General features: G+C 22.8%; 28 protein-coding genes and 1 tRNA gene. 28 read left to right on the top strand and 1 reads right to left on the bottom strand.

The annotated features are described in order from the left end of the window. Positions 1 to 138: 138 nt before the first annotated feature. Both ssb and RJD23_RS01905 read left to right on the top strand, forming a co-directional pair. Positions 139 to 669, top strand: coding sequence for a single-stranded DNA-binding protein (ssb, locus tag RJD23_RS01910; RefSeq protein WP_343188185.1), 531 nt, complete (start codon positions 139 to 141; stop codon positions 667 to 669). A 387-nt stretch (positions 670 to 1,056) separates the two neighbouring features. Continuing rightward, positions 1,057 to 1,380 (top strand): NifU family protein, encoded by a 324-nt coding sequence (locus RJD23_RS01905; protein WP_343188184.1) that lies wholly within the window; start codon positions 1,057 to 1,059, stop codon positions 1,378 to 1,380. A 104-nt stretch (positions 1,381 to 1,484) separates the two neighbouring features. Here the strand turns inward: RJD23_RS01905 and RJD23_RS01900 are convergent. Continuing rightward, a tRNA-Ser gene (locus RJD23_RS01900) sits at positions 1,485 to 1,573 on the bottom strand. Positions 1,574 to 1,949: 376 nt separating this feature from the next. Between RJD23_RS01900 and aroK the strand changes: the two genes are divergently transcribed. From aroK to rpsN, 26 genes are all read left to right on the top strand, one after another. After that, positions 1,950 to 2,483 (top strand): shikimate kinase AroK, encoded by a 534-nt coding sequence (aroK, locus tag RJD23_RS01895; protein WP_343188183.1) that lies wholly within the window; start codon positions 1,950 to 1,952, stop codon positions 2,481 to 2,483. Positions 2,484 to 2,524: 41 nt separating this feature from the next. Further along, positions 2,525 to 3,613 carry a 3-dehydroquinate synthase gene (aroB, locus tag RJD23_RS01890; RefSeq protein ID WP_343188182.1) on the top strand — a complete coding sequence of 363 codons (1,089 nt, stop codon included), beginning with the start codon at positions 2,525 to 2,527 and terminating at the stop codon, positions 3,611 to 3,613. A 31-nt stretch (positions 3,614 to 3,644) separates the two neighbouring features. Then, on the top strand, positions 3,645 to 4,328 hold the full coding sequence (gene rpe / locus RJD23_RS01885; protein ID WP_343188181.1) for a ribulose-phosphate 3-epimerase: 684 nt from the start codon (positions 3,645 to 3,647) through the stop codon (positions 4,326 to 4,328). A 58-nt stretch (positions 4,329 to 4,386) separates the two neighbouring features. Next, positions 4,387 to 5,394 (top strand): tryptophan--tRNA ligase, encoded by a 1,008-nt coding sequence (gene trpS, locus RJD23_RS01880; protein ID WP_343188180.1) that lies wholly within the window; start codon positions 4,387 to 4,389, stop codon positions 5,392 to 5,394. 195 nt (positions 5,395 to 5,589) lie between these two features. After that, the gene (tusD, locus tag RJD23_RS01875) at positions 5,590 to 5,976 is read left to right on the top strand and encodes a sulfurtransferase complex subunit TusD (protein WP_343188179.1); all 387 of its coding nucleotides are present in this window, start codon (positions 5,590 to 5,592) and stop codon (positions 5,974 to 5,976) included. A gap of 35 nt (positions 5,977 to 6,011) precedes the next feature. After that, entirely contained in the window at positions 6,012 to 6,371 is a 360-nt protein-coding gene (gene tusC, locus RJD23_RS01870) for a sulfurtransferase complex subunit TusC (protein ID WP_343188178.1), read from the top strand. A 12-nt stretch (positions 6,372 to 6,383) separates the two neighbouring features. Further along, positions 6,384 to 6,671, top strand: a complete 288-nt coding sequence (gene tusB / locus RJD23_RS01865) for a sulfurtransferase complex subunit TusB (RefSeq protein WP_343188177.1) — start codon at positions 6,384 to 6,386, stop codon at positions 6,669 to 6,671. A gap of 86 nt (positions 6,672 to 6,757) precedes the next feature. Beyond that, complete coding sequence (gene rpsL / locus RJD23_RS01860; protein ID WP_343188176.1) at positions 6,758 to 7,132, top strand: 30S ribosomal protein S12; 375 nt, start codon at positions 6,758 to 6,760, stop codon at positions 7,130 to 7,132. Between the two features lie 60 nt (positions 7,133 to 7,192). Then, positions 7,193 to 7,663: a 30S ribosomal protein S7 gene (gene rpsG, locus RJD23_RS01855; protein ID WP_343188175.1), complete on the top strand. Its 471-nt coding sequence runs from the start codon at positions 7,193 to 7,195 to the stop codon at positions 7,661 to 7,663. Between the two features lie 74 nt (positions 7,664 to 7,737). Further along, a complete protein-coding gene (gene fusA, locus RJD23_RS01850; protein ID WP_343188174.1) occupies positions 7,738 to 9,852 on the top strand; it encodes an elongation factor G in 2,115 nt (704 codons plus the stop codon). A 64-nt stretch (positions 9,853 to 9,916) separates the two neighbouring features. Then, on the top strand, positions 9,917 to 11,101 hold the full coding sequence (gene tuf / locus RJD23_RS01845) for an elongation factor Tu (protein ID WP_343188173.1): 1,185 nt from the start codon (positions 9,917 to 9,919) through the stop codon (positions 11,099 to 11,101). 271 nt (positions 11,102 to 11,372) lie between these two features. Then, positions 11,373 to 11,684 carry a 30S ribosomal protein S10 gene (gene rpsJ / locus RJD23_RS01840; protein WP_343188172.1) on the top strand — a complete coding sequence of 104 codons (312 nt, stop codon included), beginning with the start codon at positions 11,373 to 11,375 and terminating at the stop codon, positions 11,682 to 11,684. A 46-nt stretch (positions 11,685 to 11,730) separates the two neighbouring features. Further along, on the top strand, positions 11,731 to 12,366 hold the full coding sequence (gene rplC / locus RJD23_RS01835; protein ID WP_343188171.1) for a 50S ribosomal protein L3: 636 nt from the start codon (positions 11,731 to 11,733) through the stop codon (positions 12,364 to 12,366). A 9-nt stretch (positions 12,367 to 12,375) separates the two neighbouring features. After that, positions 12,376 to 13,005 (top strand): 50S ribosomal protein L4, encoded by a 630-nt coding sequence (gene rplD / locus RJD23_RS01830; protein WP_343188170.1) that lies wholly within the window; start codon positions 12,376 to 12,378, stop codon positions 13,003 to 13,005. Further along, positions 12,980 to 13,279: a 50S ribosomal protein L23 gene (locus RJD23_RS01825; protein WP_343188169.1), complete on the top strand. Its 300-nt coding sequence runs from the start codon at positions 12,980 to 12,982 to the stop codon at positions 13,277 to 13,279. Before rplD ends, RJD23_RS01825 begins: the two co-directional genes overlap by 26 nt. A 32-nt stretch (positions 13,280 to 13,311) precedes the next feature. Beyond that, positions 13,312 to 14,136, top strand: coding sequence for a 50S ribosomal protein L2 (gene rplB, locus RJD23_RS01820; RefSeq protein WP_343188168.1), 825 nt, complete (start codon positions 13,312 to 13,314; stop codon positions 14,134 to 14,136). A gap of 13 nt (positions 14,137 to 14,149) precedes the next feature. Next, positions 14,150 to 14,449 (top strand): 30S ribosomal protein S19, encoded by a 300-nt coding sequence (rpsS, locus tag RJD23_RS01815; RefSeq protein WP_343188167.1) that lies wholly within the window; start codon positions 14,150 to 14,152, stop codon positions 14,447 to 14,449. A gap of 19 nt (positions 14,450 to 14,468) precedes the next feature. Beyond that, complete coding sequence (gene rplV / locus RJD23_RS01810; protein ID WP_343188166.1) at positions 14,469 to 14,798, top strand: 50S ribosomal protein L22; 330 nt, start codon at positions 14,469 to 14,471, stop codon at positions 14,796 to 14,798. 23 nt (positions 14,799 to 14,821) lie between these two features. Beyond that, a complete protein-coding gene (gene rpsC / locus RJD23_RS01805; RefSeq protein ID WP_343188165.1) occupies positions 14,822 to 15,526 on the top strand; it encodes a 30S ribosomal protein S3 in 705 nt (234 codons plus the stop codon). 15 nt (positions 15,527 to 15,541) lie between these two features. Beyond that, complete coding sequence (gene rplP, locus RJD23_RS01800; protein WP_343188164.1) at positions 15,542 to 15,955, top strand: 50S ribosomal protein L16; 414 nt, start codon at positions 15,542 to 15,544, stop codon at positions 15,953 to 15,955. Beyond that, positions 15,949 to 16,146 (top strand): 50S ribosomal protein L29, encoded by a 198-nt coding sequence (rpmC, locus tag RJD23_RS01795; RefSeq protein WP_343188163.1) that lies wholly within the window; start codon positions 15,949 to 15,951, stop codon positions 16,144 to 16,146. Before rplP ends, rpmC begins: the two co-directional genes overlap by 7 nt. Beyond that, positions 16,146 to 16,400 carry a 30S ribosomal protein S17 gene (rpsQ, locus tag RJD23_RS01790; protein WP_428994253.1) on the top strand — a complete coding sequence of 85 codons (255 nt, stop codon included), beginning with the start codon at positions 16,146 to 16,148 and terminating at the stop codon, positions 16,398 to 16,400. The genes rpmC and rpsQ overlap by 1 nt, the downstream gene beginning before the upstream one ends. A gap of 22 nt (positions 16,401 to 16,422) precedes the next feature. Further along, complete coding sequence (gene rplN, locus RJD23_RS01785; protein ID WP_343188161.1) at positions 16,423 to 16,794, top strand: 50S ribosomal protein L14; 372 nt, start codon at positions 16,423 to 16,425, stop codon at positions 16,792 to 16,794. A gap of 12 nt (positions 16,795 to 16,806) precedes the next feature. Beyond that, complete coding sequence (rplX, locus tag RJD23_RS01780) at positions 16,807 to 17,121, top strand: 50S ribosomal protein L24 (RefSeq protein WP_343188160.1); 315 nt, start codon at positions 16,807 to 16,809, stop codon at positions 17,119 to 17,121. Between the two features lie 31 nt (positions 17,122 to 17,152). Continuing rightward, positions 17,153 to 17,692: a 50S ribosomal protein L5 gene (gene rplE / locus RJD23_RS01775; protein ID WP_428994252.1), complete on the top strand. Its 540-nt coding sequence runs from the start codon at positions 17,153 to 17,155 to the stop codon at positions 17,690 to 17,692. 15 nt (positions 17,693 to 17,707) lie between these two features. Beyond that, positions 17,708 to 18,013 carry a 30S ribosomal protein S14 gene (rpsN, locus tag RJD23_RS01770; protein WP_343188158.1) on the top strand — a complete coding sequence of 102 codons (306 nt, stop codon included), beginning with the start codon at positions 17,708 to 17,710 and terminating at the stop codon, positions 18,011 to 18,013. Positions 18,014 to 18,053: the final 40 nt, after the last annotated feature.

Genomic DNA, 18,053 nt, shown 5'->3' with positions numbered 1-18,053 from the left:
TATATTAATTTAGATAAAATATTAACAACATATTTTATATTTTTTAATATAATTTTTAAATATTTTTTATAATTAAAAATTTTCATGTTAATATATAATTAAATAAAAAATACTTTTAATTTTTTTTTAGGAGCAATTATGGCTAGTAAAGGAGTTAATAAAGTAATATTAATAGGTAATTTAGGCCAAGATCCTGAAGTAAGATATATGACTAATGGTATAGCTGTAGCAAATATGAATATAGCAACTTCTGAGACATGGAAAGATAAAAATACTGGTGAAATTAGAGAAAAAACAGAATGGCATAAAATTGTATTATTTAATAAATTAGCTGAAATTGCTAGAGAATATTTAAGAAAAGGGTCTCAAGTTTATATAGAAGGATCATTGCAAACAAGAAAATGGCAAGATCAAAATAATATAGATCGTTATACAACAGAAGTAGTAGTTAATATTGGTGGAACCATGCAAATGTTGGGTAACAGAAATAGTAATTCTGCAGTTTCATCTAATTTTAATAATAAAGATAATGATAATATTGAAAAAGATAAGTCTATAATAAAAAATAATTTTAATAAAAAAATAGATGAAAAAAAAGTTTATTCTAAAAAAGATATTTTAGAAAATGAAAATAGTGAAGCAGAATTTGACGATGATATTCCATTTTAATGTTTTTAGTTTAAAAATTAGAATTCGATTTTTTTATGTTGTTCTAATTTTTAAACAAATCATTTATTTTAAATAAAATGATTGAGATATTTATAATATATAAGTATAATATAAAAAAAAAAATATTTTGGAAATTTTTATGGTAACTATATTTAAAAAAGCAGAAAAATATTTAAAAAAACTATTGTTAAAAAAAAAAACACGCAAATTAGAATTTTTGCTAAAAATTTAGGCACTTATAAAGTAAAATTTGGGATTTTATATTGCAATATAAAAGATGTTAATAAAAATGATTTAGTCTTTAATTTTGATGGATTTTCAGTTTATGTAGATAAAAATGATTATATTTATTTAAAAAATTCTAATATAGATTTAAAAATTGAAAATATGTCTTCTAAATTAGTTCTTAATGTTCCTAATATGTGTTCTAAAAAAGATTATAATAATTTTAATATTGAAGAAAAAATAAAATTTTGGATAGATAATGAAATTAATCCTAATTTATCTATTCATGGTGGAAGTATATTATTTATAAAAATTGATTTAAAAAAGTATGTATTTTTAAAATTTTTAGGTGGTTGCAACGGTTGCTCTATGTCAAATATAACTTTGAAAAATTTTATTGAAAAAAAATTAATAAAGAAATTTCCAGAAATAAAAGGTATAAAAGATATTACGAAACATGTTCATGGAAATCATTCATATTATTAAAATTTAATATTATATTTTTTATATAGTAAAATTTATAATTTTTATATAGAAAAAATATATATATTATATTTTAATACAGTTTACTAAATATTTAAAATGTATTTAGGTGAGAAAGGGATTCGAACCCTTGATGCAAGAAAACTCACATACACGCTTTCCAGGCGTGCCCTTTAATCCTCTCAGGCATCTCACCAATATTATTTAAAATAAAAATTTTATATTTTTTAAAATTGTATAATAAATTATACATTTAATATATATTATTATAATATAATATTAATATAAATTAAAGTCTTATTTTTTAATAATTTATATAAATTTAATTATATTAAATTTTTACGTTTATATGATAAAAAAAATACATAATATTATTTATAATTTTATTATTTTTTTTAAATTATTTATTTTTTATAAAATTTAAAAAAAAATAGTTTAATTGTTATAATTATAATATAATTATATTATTTTACTATTATTTAATAATATTTATTTTTTTTAATTAAATTGATTAGTTATATAAAATTTTATTAACTATTATTAAATTAATTTGTTTTTTATAAAATAAAATTATGGCAGAAAAAAGAAATATTTTTTTAATAGGTCCTATGGGTGCTGGTAAAAGCACTATTGGTAAGTATTTAGCTCAAAAATTAAATATGGATTTTTATGATTCAGATAAAGAAATAGAAAATAGAACAGGCGCAGATATAGCATGGGTTTTTGATGTTGAAGGTGAAATTGGTTTTAGAAATAGGGAAAGTAAAATTATTGATGAATTAACTAAAAAAAATGGAATAGTTTTAGCTACTGGCGGAGGATCTATCGTATCAGAAAAAATTAGGAATATGTTGTCTTCTAGAGGTACTGTGATATATTTAAAAACTACTATAGAGAAGCAATTAATAAGGACGAAAAGAGATAAAAATAGACCGTTACTTAATAACAAAGAATTATCTAATAAAACTATTTTAGAAAATTTAGCTAAAGAAAGAAATCATTTATATAATAATATATCTGATTTAACTGTAGATACAGATCTTAATAGCGCTAAGTCTATAGCATCATATATTTTTAAAAAATTTAAAAATAATAATTTTTTATAATAAATTTATATTTTATATAAAAATTTTAAGGTATTTTTTTTGTGAAAACATTATATATAAAATTAAAGAAAACAAAATATTTTATAAAAATAGGAAATAATATATTTAATGATAAAAATATTATTTCTATAATAAAATCTTATAAAAAAGTTGTATTAATAACTAATTCAACATTATTTAACATTTATAATAAAGATATTATAAAAAATTTTGAAAAATTAAAAATTTTTTTTAAAAAAATTGTTTTACCTGATGGAGAAGTTTATAAAACATTAAATACAATAGAAACTATTATAAATTATTTAATTAAAATGAATTGCGGTAGAGATGTTACATTAATAGCTTTTGGTGGTGGAGTTATAGGAGATATTACTGGTTTCGCAGCCTCTATTTACAAAAGAGGAATAAAATATATAAATATTCCAACTACTTTGTTATCTCAGGTAGATGCGTCAATAGGAGGTAAAACAGGTGTAAATAATAATTTAGTTAAAAATGTTATAGGAACTTTTCATCAACCTGAATGTGTATTAATAGACATTAATTTTTTAAAAACTTTATCTATAAAAGAATTTTCTTCTGGTTTATCTGAAGTTATAAAATATGCAATTCTTTTTGATAAAAATTTCTTTTTTTGGATAAAAGAAAATTTAAAGAAAATATTATGTTTTAATAAAAATATATTGTCTTATTGTATTTATAAGTGTTGTAATTTTAAAAAAAATATTATATGTAAGGATGAAAAGGAACATAGTATAAGAATGATATTAAATTTAGGTCATACTTTTGGTCATGCAATTGAGATATTTACTAAACATAATTGGTTGCATGGAGAGTCTGTTTCTGCAGGTATAGTTATGTCTTCTTTTTTATCTAAATACTTAGGGAAAATTAAAAAAAAACAATTAAGAGAAATAATTAATTTATTTAAATCAATAGAATTACCGGTTTTAGGTCCTAAAAGAATGAAATTTTCTGATTACTATAAGCATATGTCTAGAGATAAAAAAAATGTATCTAATAATAAAATAGTATTAGTTATTCCAGAAAAAATTGGTAAATGTATTTTATTAAATGATGTAAATAAAAAATTGTTAAGTAATTTTTTTAATAAATATTTTTCTAACTAATTTTAACATTTAAAATGTTCTATATAATTTTATGAAAAAATTTTTTATTGTTCCTTCAATTTTATCAGCAAATTTTGCATGTTTAAAAGATGAAATAGAATGTGTGTTAAATTCAGGCGCTGATTTTATTCATTTTGATATTATGGATAATCATTATGTATCTAATTTGACGTTTGGGCCTTTAATATTAGAATCTTTAAAAAATAGTAATATTAAATTTAATGCTGATATTCATTTAATGACTGAAAAAGTTGATAGTTTAATACCATCTTTTGCAAATAATAATGCTAAATTTATTACTTTTCATCCTGAATCTACTAATCATATAGATAAAACTATATCTTTAATAAAAAGTTTTGGTTGTAAAGCTGGATTAGCTATAAATCCTTCTACTTCATTACATCATTTAGATTATACTATTAATAAATTAGATTTAATACTTGTAATGTCTGTAAATCCAGGATTTGGAAAACAAAAATTTTTAGATTATGTTTTAAAAAAAATTGAAAAAATAAGAAAATTAATAGACAAAAAAAAATTAAACATAATATTAGAAGTAGATGGAGGAATTAAAAAAGATAATATAATTAATATATTAAATGCTGGGGCTAATTCTTTTGTAATCGGTTCTGAAATATTTAGTTCTAAAAATTATAAAAAAACTATATATAATATAAGAAAAATAATAAATAATTATAATAATAAAAAAAAATAAATTATATTTTAATTTAAAATTTTTATTTTTTTTTATATTTTAAAAATATTTTATATTTATGAAAAAATTTAAATACAAAAAAAAAATATTGTTTAGCGCTGTTCAGCCTACAGGTTTGTTGACATTAGCTAATTATTTAAGTGTTTTAAAACATTGGAAGTTTATGCAAAACAATTATAATTGTATGTTTTGTGTGGCTGATTTACATTCTATTACTAATTTTAATAATAATTATAATTTGAAAAAAAAGACTTTAGATATTTTAGCATTTTATCTAGCTTGCGGTATAGATCCAAACAAAAGTATAATTTTTGTGCAATCTAGTGTAAAAGAACATTGTTATATGAATTGGATATTAAATTGTTTTTCTTATTTTGGTGAATTATCTAGAATGACTCAATTTAAAAATAAATCTAAAAATAAGAAAGTTATAAATATGGGATTGTTAAATTATCCTATTTTGATGTCTTCCGATATATTATTATATAATAGTAGTTATGTATCTATTGGTAATGATCAATTTCAACATTTAGAATTAACTAGGAAAATAGCTAGAAGATTAAATAAAATATTTGGTAAAATTTTTAATGTGCCTAAAAATTTAATTTTTAAGCAAGGATCTAAAATAATGTCTTTATTAGATCCTAAAAAAAAAATGTCTAAATCTGATAGTAATATTAAAAATAGTATTTTCCTATTAGATAAAAAAGTAGATATTTTTAAAAAAATACAATCTTCTACCACAGACTCAGATAATCCACCTAAAATAATTTATGACAAAAAAAGTAAGCCAGGTATTTCTAATTTATTAAATATATTTTCTATATTAAGTGATAAAACTATTTTAGAATCAGAAAAAATTTTTATGAATTATACTTATTCTGATTTTAAAAATAAATTATCTCATGTTATTTATAAAGAGTTACATGAAATACAAAAAAATTTTTTTTATTTTAGGAATAGAGAAAATTATTTAATTTATATATCTAATAAAGGTTCTATTCAAGCTTCTAAAATAGCTAAAAAAATGATTAAAATAATTAATAATAAATTATCATTTTTATAACTTTTTTTTGGAATTTAATATTATATTTTAAAATTATTATTTATATATTTAAAATATACATATTTACATTATGTTATATTATTAAATATTAGTTTAATATTATTAATAAATATTATAAAAAATATTTTTATTAAAATTAATAATGTTTATTATTAAATTTAAATAATATTATTTATATAGTACTTTAAAAAAATTATGAAATTTACAATATTAGTTACAGGGCCTTGTTATGGTACACAAAATTCTATTAGTGCTTTTTTGTTTTCTAAAAATTTGTTAAAAAAAGGACATACTATTAAAAGTATATTTTTTTATTCTGATGGAATATATAATTCTAATATTATGAATTTTCCTAGTTTTAATGAAATTAATTTGTTAAAATTTTGGAAAAAATTGTCTATAAAATTTAATGTAAAATTAAAAGTATGTATGAATTCTTGTTTAAACAGAGGGGTTATAACTAATAATTTTGCTTTAAAAAAAAAAATTCCTTTTGGTAATCTTGATATGCAATTTGAACCAATTGGTTTTGTAGAGTTATCTAAAATTATTATTAAATCTGATAGGATAATACAATTTTAATTTTTTTTATATTAATTTAAATTATGCAATAAAATATGAAAAATATAGCTTTTTTATTTTCTAAATCTCCATATGGAAGTGTTTCTTGCAAAGAATGTTTAGATATGGCTTTGTCTGTATCATTGATTATAAAAAATGTAGGAATATTTTTTTTAGGAGATGGAATCTTGCAGGTTATTAGTAATCAAAAATCTAATAAAATTTTTTCTTTTAATTATTCTAAATCCTTCTCTATTTTAGAAATTTATAAAATGTCTAATATTTATTTTTATAAAGATTCTTTAAAGGAAAGAGGAATAAAAATTAATGAAAACTTTTTAGTAAAACCAACATTTTTAAAAAAAAAGGATTTTATAAAAAAATTAAGTTTATTTGATTTTATTATTAATTGTTGAAATAAGGTATATATGTTACATATTTTGATGAATTCTCCTTTTTTTATTGATTCAAAGATGTTGTTTAATTTTATAAAAAAAAAAGATTATTTTATTGCAATTCAAGATGGTGTTATTATTTCTATAAAAAATAATATTTTTTTAAATAAAATAGTCAATTGTTCTAAAAATTTGTATGTGTTAGAAGAAGATTTAATTGCTAGAGGATTAATATTAAAAACTTCTAAAAATTTTTCTTTAATTAATTATTCAGATTTTGTGGATTTAACAATAAAAAATAAAACTCAAATAAAATGGTAAAATTTATGACTATATTTAAAATAGCACATATATTTTATTATTTTTAAGATTATTTTCACAAAAATTTTTATGAGAAAAGATTTTATATGACAACAATAAATCAATTAGTAAGAAATGCTAGAAAAAGAAAATTTTCTAAGAATCATGTTCCAGCTTTAGGAAAATGCCCACAAAAAAGAGGAGTATGTACTAAAGTGTATACTACAACTCCTAAAAAACCCAATTCTGCTCTTAGAAAAGTTTGTAGAGTAAAATTAACTAATGGTTTCGAAGTGACAGCATATATAGGAGGTGAGGGTCATAATTTACAGGAGCATTCAGTTATTTTAATAAGAGGAGGTAGAGTTAAAGATTTGCCAGGTGTTCGTTATCATGTTGTAAGAGGATCATTGGATTGCGCTGGAGTTAAAGATAGAAAAAAAAGTCGTTCAAAATATGGTACAAAAAAAATAAAATCTTAATATTATAAGCAAATTTATTAAAATTTAAAACTTTTCAATCTTTTTAAAAATGAGACATTTATGCCTAGAAGAAGGATAATTGGAAATAGAAAAATTTTACCAGATCCAAAATTTGTGTCTGAATTATTAGCTAAATTTATTAACATACTTATGATAGATGGTAAAAAATCTATTGCTGAGACAATTGTTTATAATGCTTTAAAAAATTTATCTAATAAAACAAAGTTAAATGAATTAGATTCTTTTGAAGAAGCTTTAAAAAATGTTAAACCAATAGTTGAAGTAAAGTCTCGAAGAGTAGGTGGTTCTACATATCAAGTTCCTATAGAAGTTAGACCTAATAGAAGAAGCACTTTGGCTATGAGATGGATAATATTATCAGCCAGAAAAAGAAAAGATAAAAATATGTCATTACGATTGTTTAATGAATTATATGATGCTATTAGAAAACGCGGTGAAGCTGTAAAAAAAAAAGAAGAAGTTCATAAAATGGCTGAAGCTAATAAAGCTTTTGCTCATTATAGATGGTAGTAAAAATATAAAATTTTTATTTAATATTTTTTAAATATTTTTTTTTAAAAAAAACAATGAGATTATAAAATAATATGTCTCGTAAAACTGAAATTTCGCATTATAGAAATATAGGTATTAGTGCTCATATAGATGCAGGTAAAACAACTACAACAGAAAGAATTTTGTTTTATACTGGAGTGAATCATAAAATTGGTGAAGTACATGATGGTAATGCTACCATGGATTGGATGGAACAAGAACAAGAAAGAGGAATTACTATAACATCAGCAGCTACTACTACTTTTTGGTCTGGAATGTATAAACAATTTAATTCACATAGAATTAATATAATTGATACTCCTGGGCATGTAGATTTTACTGTAGAAGTTGAAAGGTCTATGAGAATTTTAGATGGAGTAGTAATGATATACTGTGCTGTTGGTGGTGTACAACCTCAATCTGAGACTGTATGGAAGCAGTCTAATAAATATAATGTACCAAGAATAGCTTTTATAAATAAAATGGATAGAGTTGGAGCTAATTTTTTTAAAGTTATTAATCAAATAAAAAATAGATTTAATATAAATATAGTTCCAATACAAATTCCAATAGGTTCAGAAGAAAAATTTGAAGGTGTAATAGATTTAATAAAAATGAAATCTATAATTTGGAATGCTTCAGATAAAGGAATAGAATTCACATGCTCTGAAATTCCTAAAGATTTGTTTAGTGTTTCTATGAAATGGAGGAATAATTTACTTGAATCTGCAGCTGAATATAATGATGAATTTATGGAAAAATATTTGTCTGGAAAAAATTTTTCTGAAAATGAATTAAAAATTAGTTTAAGAAAAAGATCATTAAAAAATGAAATTTTAATTATAACATGCGGATCATCATTTAAAAACAAAGGAGTTCAAACTTTATTAGATGCTATTATAGATTTTTTACCTTCTCCATATGATGTAATTTTAAATAAAGAAAAAAAGATTGATAAAAATTATAAAAAAAATAATTATAATATAAAAAAAAATTATGATAATGATTATTTTTCAGCATTAGCTTTTAAAATTTCTACTGATCCTTTTGTAGGGAGTTTAACTTTTTTTAGAGTATATTCTGGTGTAGTTCGTACAGGAGATATAGTTTTAAATTCTACTAAGTTACAAAAAGAAAGACTTGGAAGAATAGTGCAAATGCATGCTAACAGAAGAGAAGAAATAAATGAAGTTAGATCTGGTGATATAGCTGCAGCTATTGGATTAAAAAATGTTACTACTGGAGATACTCTATGTGATCCTAATAAATCAATAATTTTAGAAAAAATAGAATTTCCTGATCCAGTTATATCAATAGCAGTAGAGCCAAAAACTAAATCTGATCAAGAAAAAATGGGAATGGCTTTATCTAGATTAGCTAAAGAAGATCCTTCTTTTAAAGTTTGTATAGATCATGAATCAAATCAAACTATAATTTCCGGCATGGGTGAATTACATTTAGAAATCATTATAGACAGAATGAAAAGAGAGTTTAACATATCAGCTAATATAGGAAAACCTAGAGTTGCATATAGAGAAACTATTACAAATAAAATATATGATATAGAAGGAAAATATATAAAACAATCTGGAGGAAGAGGGCAATATGGTCATGTAGTAATAGATATGTTTCCATCTGAAGATAGTACAAAAAATTATGAATTTATTAATAATATTAAAGGCGGGGTTATTCCAACAGAATATATATCTGCTATAGATAAAGGTATACAAGAACAATTAAACTCTGGACCTTTGGCTGGTTATCCTGTTGTTAATATAGTAGTAAGATTACATTTTGGGTCTTATCATGATGTAGATTCTTCAGAGTTAGCATTTAAATTAGCCGCTTCTATTGCTTTTAAAAATGCTTTTAAAAATGCCTCTCCTATTTTGTTGGAACCTATTATGAAAGTAGAAATAGATACTCCTGAAGAGTATATGGGTGATGTAATTGGGGATTTGAATAAAAGAAGAGGGATAATAGAAAAATTAGATAATAATTTAAACAGTAGAATTATAACATCTAAAGTCCCTTTATCTGAAATGTTTGGTTATGCTACTGATTTAAGATCTAAGACTCAAGGTAGAGCTATGTATTCAATGGAATTTTTAAAATATTTTAAAGCTCCTGAAAATGTTATATCTAAGATTTTAGAAAATAAAAAATAGTGTTTTAAAAAATATTATTTTTAAAATTATAATTTTATTATATAAATAAATTAGAGTATACAAAATGTCTAAAAAAAAATTTGATAGAATTAAACCACATGTAAATGTTGGCACTATAGGTCATGTGGATCATGGTAAAACAACGTTAACTTCAGCTATTACAACTGTATTAGCTAAAAAATATGGTGGATCTGCTAAAGCATTTAATCAAATAGATAACGCTCCAGAAGAAAAAGCTAGAGGTATAACAATTAATACTTCTCATGTAGAATATGACACTTCTAAAAGACATTATGCGCATGTAGATTGTCCAGGTCATGCTGATTATATTAAAAATATGATAACAGGAGCTGCTCAAATGGATGGAGCTATTTTAGTAGTTGCAGCTACTGATGGTCCTATGCCTCAAACTAGAGAGCATATATTGCTTGCTAGGCAAGTAGGAGTCCCATATATAATAGTATTTTTAAATAAATGCGACATGGTAGAAGATGAAGAACTTTTAGAATTAGTAGAAATGGAAGTTAGAGATTTGCTGACAGAGTATGATTTTCCTGGTAATAACACTCCTATTGTAAGAGGATCAGCTTTAAAAGCTATAGAAAATGATAAAAAATGGGAAGATAAAATATTAGAGCTTTCTAACTTGTTAGATACATATATACCTGAACCTAAAAGATCTATTAATGAATCATTTTTATTACCTATAGAAGATGTTTTTTCTATTTCTGGAAGAGGAACAGTTGTAACTGGTAGAGTAGAAAAAGGAATTGTAAAAGTAGGGGAAGAAGTAGAAATAGTAGGAATAAAACCTACTGTTAAAACTATATGTACAGGTGTTGAAATGTTTAGAAAGCTATTAGATGAAGGAAGAGCCGGGGAAAATGTAGGGATTTTACTTAGAGGAACTAAAAGGGATGAAATAGAAAGAGGGCAGGTTTTATCAAAACCTGGTAGTATAACTCCTCATAAAAAATTTAGGTCTAAAGTTTATATTTTATCTAAAGAAGAAGGTGGAAGACATACTGCGTTTTTTAAAGGATATAGACCTCAGTTTTATTTTAGAACTACTGATGTGACTGGTTTGATAGAATTACCAAAATCTGTAGAAATGGTTATGCCTGGTGATAATATAGAATTAACAGTTACTTTAATATATCCAATAGCTATGACTAAAGGATTAAGATTTGCTATAAGAGAAGGAGGCAAAACTGTAGGCGCAGGGGTAGTTTCAGAAATTGTTAATTAAAAACTTTTTTAGAAAAAGAGGAGTTACCTCTTTTTCTATGTTATTAGTTTTTTGCTAGTTTTTAATATATATATTTGATATAATTTATATAAATTTTAAAATATTTTTATGATTTTAAAATTTTTTTAAATTTATTTTTTTTCATACATTTTCAAACTTTTTATATAAAATAAATTTTATACAAATATTTTAACAATTTTTTATAAAAAATTTTGACATAAATAATATTTTTTTTTTAAAATATGTATTTGGGGTGATTTATTAAAAAATTATGAACAATCAAAGAATAAGAATTCGTTTAAAAGCTTTTGATCATAGATTAATAGATCAATCTACTGAAGAAATAGTTAATACAGCTAAAAGAACTGGAGCTCAAGTTAGAGGTCCTATACCTCTTCCTACTAGAAAAGAAAAGTTTACTATATTAATTTCTCCTCATGTAAACAAAGATGCTCGAGATCAATATGAAATATGTACTCATAAAAGATTAATAGATATAGTAGAGCCAACAGACAAGACTGTAGATGCTTTAATGAGATTAGATTTAGCAGCTGGAGTAGATGTTCAAATAATTTTAGATTAATTTTTGATATTTAAAATATATTAATGTTTTTATTATAGGTATTTATATGATTGGTTTAGTTGGGACTAAAATTGGTTCATCAATGATGTTTTCTAAAGAAGGAATTTTTATTCCAGTAACTATAATAAAAATTTCTGAAAATAGAATAGTACAAGTAAAAAATGTAAAGAAAGATAAATATTGTGCTATACAAGTTACTGTCGGAAAAAAAAAAAACAATAAAATTAATAAACCAGAAAAAGGGCATTTTATAAAATATAATGTTGAAGCTGGGGTGGGATTATGGGAATTTAGAACAAATAAAAATGACAAATTTTTTTCCGGTCAATCTTTAAATATTAATATTTTAAAAGATATTAAAAAAGTAGATATAACTGGTATTTCCAAAGGGAAAGGTTTTTCTGGAACTATAAAAAGATGGAATTTTAAATCACAAGATTCTAGCCATGGTAATTCTTTATCACATCGTGCTCCTGGATCAATTGGTCAAAATCAAACGCCTGGTAGAGTTTTTAAAGGAAAAAAAATGTCAGGTCATTTAGGTAATAAAAAAATTACTATACAAAATTTAAACATTGTATATATAGATAATAAAAAAAAGATTCTATTTGTGAAAGGGACTATTCCGGGCTCATCTAATAGTCACGTTATTATTAAGCCATCTGTAAAAATAATGAGGTAAAATTTTAATATGAAATTAGTATTAAAAGATGATAAAAGTAATTTTATTGATGTTTCTGATGCTTTATTTAATAAATCTTTTAATAAAATATTAATACATCAAGTATTAGTTTCTTATATGTCTAGAAATAGAAAAGGAACAAAATCTCAGAAGTCTAAATCTGAAGTTTCTGGCTCTGGTAAAAAACCTTGGAAACAAAAAGGAACTGGTAGAGCTAGAGTAGGATCTATTAGAAGCCCACTATGGAGATCTGGTGGTGTAACTTTTGCTTATAAAAAAAAAAATTATTTTAAAAAAATAAATAAAAAAATGTATAAATCTGCTATAAGAAGTATTTTTTCTGAACTTATTAGAAAAAATAAATTATTAATATTTAATACATTTGACATTGAACTTCCTAAAACTAAATTGTTAATAAATAAACTAAAATTTATTAAGTTTAATAAAATATTAATAATATTAGACAATTTTAATAAAAATGTTTTTTTAGCAGCAAGAAACACTAAACAAATTAATGTAATAGAGAATAGATTTATTAATCCTTTAATTTTAGTCTCTTATGAAAAAATAATAATTACTGTTAATGCGTTTAAAAAGATAGAGAATAGCTTATATGAAATTTCAAGAAAAAATTTTTAAAATATTTAGAGGGTTACATGTATCTGAAAAATCTTCTATGACTTCTCAAAAAAATAACACTTTTGTAATAAAAGTTTTAAAAAATTCTACAAAAAATGAAATAAAAATTTCAGTAGAAAAATTTTTTAAAGTAATAGTTTTAAACGTAAATACATTAATAGTTAAAGGAAAAAGAAAAAACAATAAAAAAGGAAATGTAAATAAATATAGTTTTAAAAAAAATTGGAAAAAAGCATATGTAACTTTAAAAAAAGGGCATAGTCTAAATTTTTAATAAATAAAATATTTTAGGATTAACAATTTAATATGATAATAAAAAGATTAAAACCTACTTCTCCTGGTAGGAGACATGTAGTAAAAATTATTAATTCAAATTTATATAAAAAAAAACCATTAAAAAGTTTGTTAAAAAAAAAAAATAAAACTGGAGGTAGGAATAATTTAGGAAGAATTACTACTAGACATATTGGTAGAGGTCATAAACAAAAATATAGAATAATAGATTTTAAAAGAAATAAAGATAATATACCAGCAATTGTAAAAAGAATTGAATATGATCCAAATAGATCTGCTAATATAGTTTTAGTATTATATAAAGATGGTACTAAAAATTATATTTTAGAACCTAAAAATATAAAAATAGGTGATATTATATTATCTGGAGAAAATGTTGAAATAAAAATTGGAAATTCTTTAAAAATAGGAAATATACCTTCTGGAGAATATATACATAATATAGAAATGAAACCTGGCAAAGGAGCGCAAATTTCTAGATCCGCTGGCAGTTATTCTCAATTGATATCTAAAGAAAAAAAATATGTGTTAATTAGATTATGTTCAGGAGAAATAAGAAAAATACATTATAATTGTAGAGCAACTATAGGAGAAGTTGGAAATACTAAACATATGTTAAAAAAGTTTGGTAAAGCAGGAGCTAAAAGATGGCTAGGTGTACGTCCTACAGTTAGAGGAACAGCTATGAATCCAGTAGATCATCCTCATGGAGGTGGAGAAGGTAAAAATTTTGGTAAACATCCTGTAAGTCCCTGGGGTTTTCAAACTAAAGGTAAAAAGACTAGAAGAAACAAAAGAACTCAAAAATTTATTGTAAATCATAGAAAAAATAAATAAGGATAAAATTTATATGCCTAGATCTTTAAGAAAAGGTCCTTTTATTGATGAAAGTTTATTTAAAAAAGTTAATGAATCATTAAAATTAAAAAATAATAAACCTATAAAAACTTGGTCTAGAAGATCTACTATTTTTCCTAATATGGTAGGTTTAACAATTTCTGTTTATAATGGTAGAAAACATATACCTATTTTTATTACTGAAGAAATGGTTGGTCATAAATTAGGAGAATTCTCTATAACAAGAACATATAGAGGTCATAACATAGATAAAAAAATTAAAAAAAATGTTTCTACTGATAATTCTAAATAAAAATTTGTGTGAGGTTATTATGGAAGTATATGCAGTATATAAAAAAGCCAATTCCTCTGCTCAAAAAGTTAGAATTGTTTCTAACTTAATTTTAGGGAAAAAAGTTTCCTCTGCTATTAATATATTACAATTTAATAGAAAAAAGTCTTCTAATTTAGTTATAAAAGTATTAAATTCAGCGATAGCTAATGCAGAACATAATTATGGATTAGATGTAGATAAATTAAAAGTTATTAAAATATTTGTAGATGAGGGACCTGTTATGAAAAGAATGATGCCAAGAGCTAAAGGTAGAGCTGATAGAATATTGAAGCGAACTAGCCATATAAAAATAGTAATATCTGATTAAAATAAAATTTGAGGTATACAAAAATGGGGCAAAAAGTTAATCCTCATGGGATGAGATTAGGAATTATAAAACATTGGGATTCTATTTGGTTTGCTAATAAAAAAGATTTTGCTAATAATTTGAAAAGTGATTTTGAAGTTAGAAAATTTATTTTAAAAAAATTATCTAAAGCTTCTGTATCTAAAGTTGTAATTGAAAGACCTGCTAAAAGTATTAGAATAACTATATTTACTTCTAGACCTGGTATAGTTATTGGAAGGAAAGGTGAAGATATAGAAAAAATAAGATTGCAAATTGTTAATATGATACAAGCTCCAGTACAAATAAATATATCAGAAATAAAAAAACCAGAAATAGACTCAAAATTAGTGGCTAATAACATTAGTTTACAGTTAGAAAGAAGAGTCATGTTTAGAAGAGTAATGAAAAGATCTGTTCAAAATGCTATGAGAAATGGAGCAAAAGGAATAAAAATAGAAATTAGTGGGAGATTAGGAGGCGCTGAAATTGCTAGAAGAGAATGGTATAGAGAAGGAAGAGTTCCATTGCATACTTTAAGAGCTAATATTGAATATAGTGTTTCAAAAGCTCATACTACATACGGAATTATTGGTGTAAAAGTATGGATATTTAAAGGTGAAATTTTGGGTAATATAGATGTTATGTTAAAATTAGAAAAACTTGTAAATAAGGTTAAAAAACAATATAGAAAACGTACAGTAAAATAGTGGAGTTACAAATTTATGTTGCAGCCGAAAAAAACTAAATTCAGGAAAATGCATAAAGGTAAAAATAGAGGAAATTCAGTTGGAAGTAACATTTGTTTTGGTAAATTTGGGTTAAAAGCTATTACCAGGGGAAGAATAACAGCCAGACAAATTGAATCTGCCAGGAAAGTTATAAGTAGATTAATTAAAAAAGAAGGTAAAATTTGGATAAGAATTTTTCCAGATAAACCTATTACTCAAAAACCACTAGAAGTGAGAATGGGTAAAGGAAAAGGAAATGTTGAATATTGGGTTGCTCTTATAAAACCAGGGAGAGTTTTATATGAAGTAGATGGGGTATCAGAAGAAATTTCCAAAAGAGCTTTTTTTTTAGCTTCAGCAAAATTATCTGTTAAAACAATTTTTATAAATAGAGATATAATATGGTAACAAAGAATAACATAAAAAATATAAATAATATTAATAATCGTGAATTAATGGTTTTATTAAAAGAATATTTTAATATAAAAATTCAGTTTTTTTCAGGAAAATTAACACAGACTCATTTATTAAAACTTTGTAGAAAAAAAATTGCCAGAGTTAAACATTTAATTAATATAAATAAGGTTAAAAATAAGTGATTAAAAACATTAAAACTCTTAAAGGAATTGTAGTTAGTGATAAGATGAATAAGACATGTATTGTCTCTATAGATCGTTTTATAAAACATAAAATTTATGGCAAATTTATTAGAAGAAATATTAAAATCAAAGTGCATGACGAAAAAAATAAATGTACTATAGGAGATTTAGTAGAAATTTCTCATTGTAAACCTATTTCTAAAAGTAAATCATGGATTTTATTAAAAATTTTAAAAAGAAAAATAAAAGTATAATATATTTTAAGGTTAAAAAAATATGATTCAAGTACAAACATTGTTAAATGTTGCTGATAATTCTGGGGCTAAAATAGCATTGTGCATAAAAGTATTGGGCGGATCTAAAAGAAGATATGCTAGAATTGGAGATATTGTGAAAGTAGCTATACAAGAAGCAGTTTCAAATGGTAAAGTAAAAAAGGGAGAAGTTTTAAAAGCTGTTATTGTTCGTTCTAAAAAGGGAATATTAAGATTAGATGGTTCATTAATTAGATTTGATAAAAATTCTTGTGTTTTATTAAATAATACTAATGAAACACTTATAGGAAGCAGAATTTTTGGACCTGTAACTAGAGAACTAAGAACAGAAAAATTTATGAAAATAATATCTTTAGCGCCAGAGGTACTTTAAAAAGGTTATTTTATGTCTAAAAAAATTCGTAAAAACGATGAAGTAATTGTTATATCAGGTAAATGCAAGGGGAAAAAAGGAATAGTAAAAAAATTTATATCTGTTAACAAAGTAATTGTTAGTGGAATAAATGTTGTAAAAAAACACAAAAAATCTATTCCAGAAAAGAATTATCCAGGTGGTATTATAGAAAAAGAGTCTTATATAGAAGTTTCTAACTTAAAAATATTTAACAAAGATACAGGTAAGTCTGATAGAGTTGGTTTTAAGTTTAAAAATGGTAAAAAAGTACGTTTTTTTAAATCTAATAAAAAAATTATAAAATAATTCTTAGTAATATTAATTTTGGAGATTAATGGTGTTAGAATTAAAAAGTTTGTATAAAAAAAAAATTATATATTATTTAATAAAAAAACTAAATTATAAATCTATTATGCAAGTTCCTAAGATAGAAAAAATAACTTTAAATATTGGTGCTGGAGATTGTAATTATAATAAAAAAAATTTAAAAAATATAATTGATGATATGGCTATGATATCAGGACAAAAACCTATAATAACTAATGCTAGAAAATCTATATCTGGTTTTAAAATAAGACAAGGTTATCCTGTTGGTTGCAAAGTAACATTGAGAAAAAATAGAATGTGGGATTTTCTTAATCGTTTTATATATATTGTAGTTCCTAGAATAAGAGATTTTAGAGGATTTAGTAAAAAATCTTTTGATGGAATGGGAAACTATAATATAGGTATAAAAGAACAAATTATTTTTCCTGAAATAAATTATGAAAAAATAGATAAAACCAGGGGATTAGATATTGCTATAACTACTACCACCAATTCTGATTATCATGCATTTGAATTATTTAAATCTTTAAATTTTCCTTTTAAAAAATAATTTTAGAGAAAACATATGGCTAAAGAATCTATAAAAGCTAGAGAATTAAGAAGAAAAATATTAAGTGAAAAATTTTTAAATGTTAGAAAAAAATTAAAAAAAATTATATTTGATTTGAAATCTTCTAAAAATAAGAAGTTAGATGCTATATTCAAATTGCAAAAACTGCCAAGAGATTCTAGCCCGTGCAGAAGAAGAAATAGATGTTATATAACTGGAAGACCTCACGCTTTTTTAAGAAAATTTGGATTAAGCAGAATGAAATTTAGAGAAGCTGCAATGAATGGAGAAATTCCTGGATTAAAAAAATCTAGTTGGTAAAATTTAATTTATAAAATTTATTATAGGGTGATAATTAAAA

Origin of the sequence: Buchnera aphidicola (Ceratoglyphina bambusae) (genome assembly GCF_039363085.1) — a bacterium.
GTDB lineage: Bacteria > Pseudomonadota > Gammaproteobacteria > Enterobacterales > Enterobacteriaceae > Buchnera_G > Buchnera_G aphidicola_E.
This window is presented reverse-complemented; position numbering and strand designations above follow the sequence as displayed.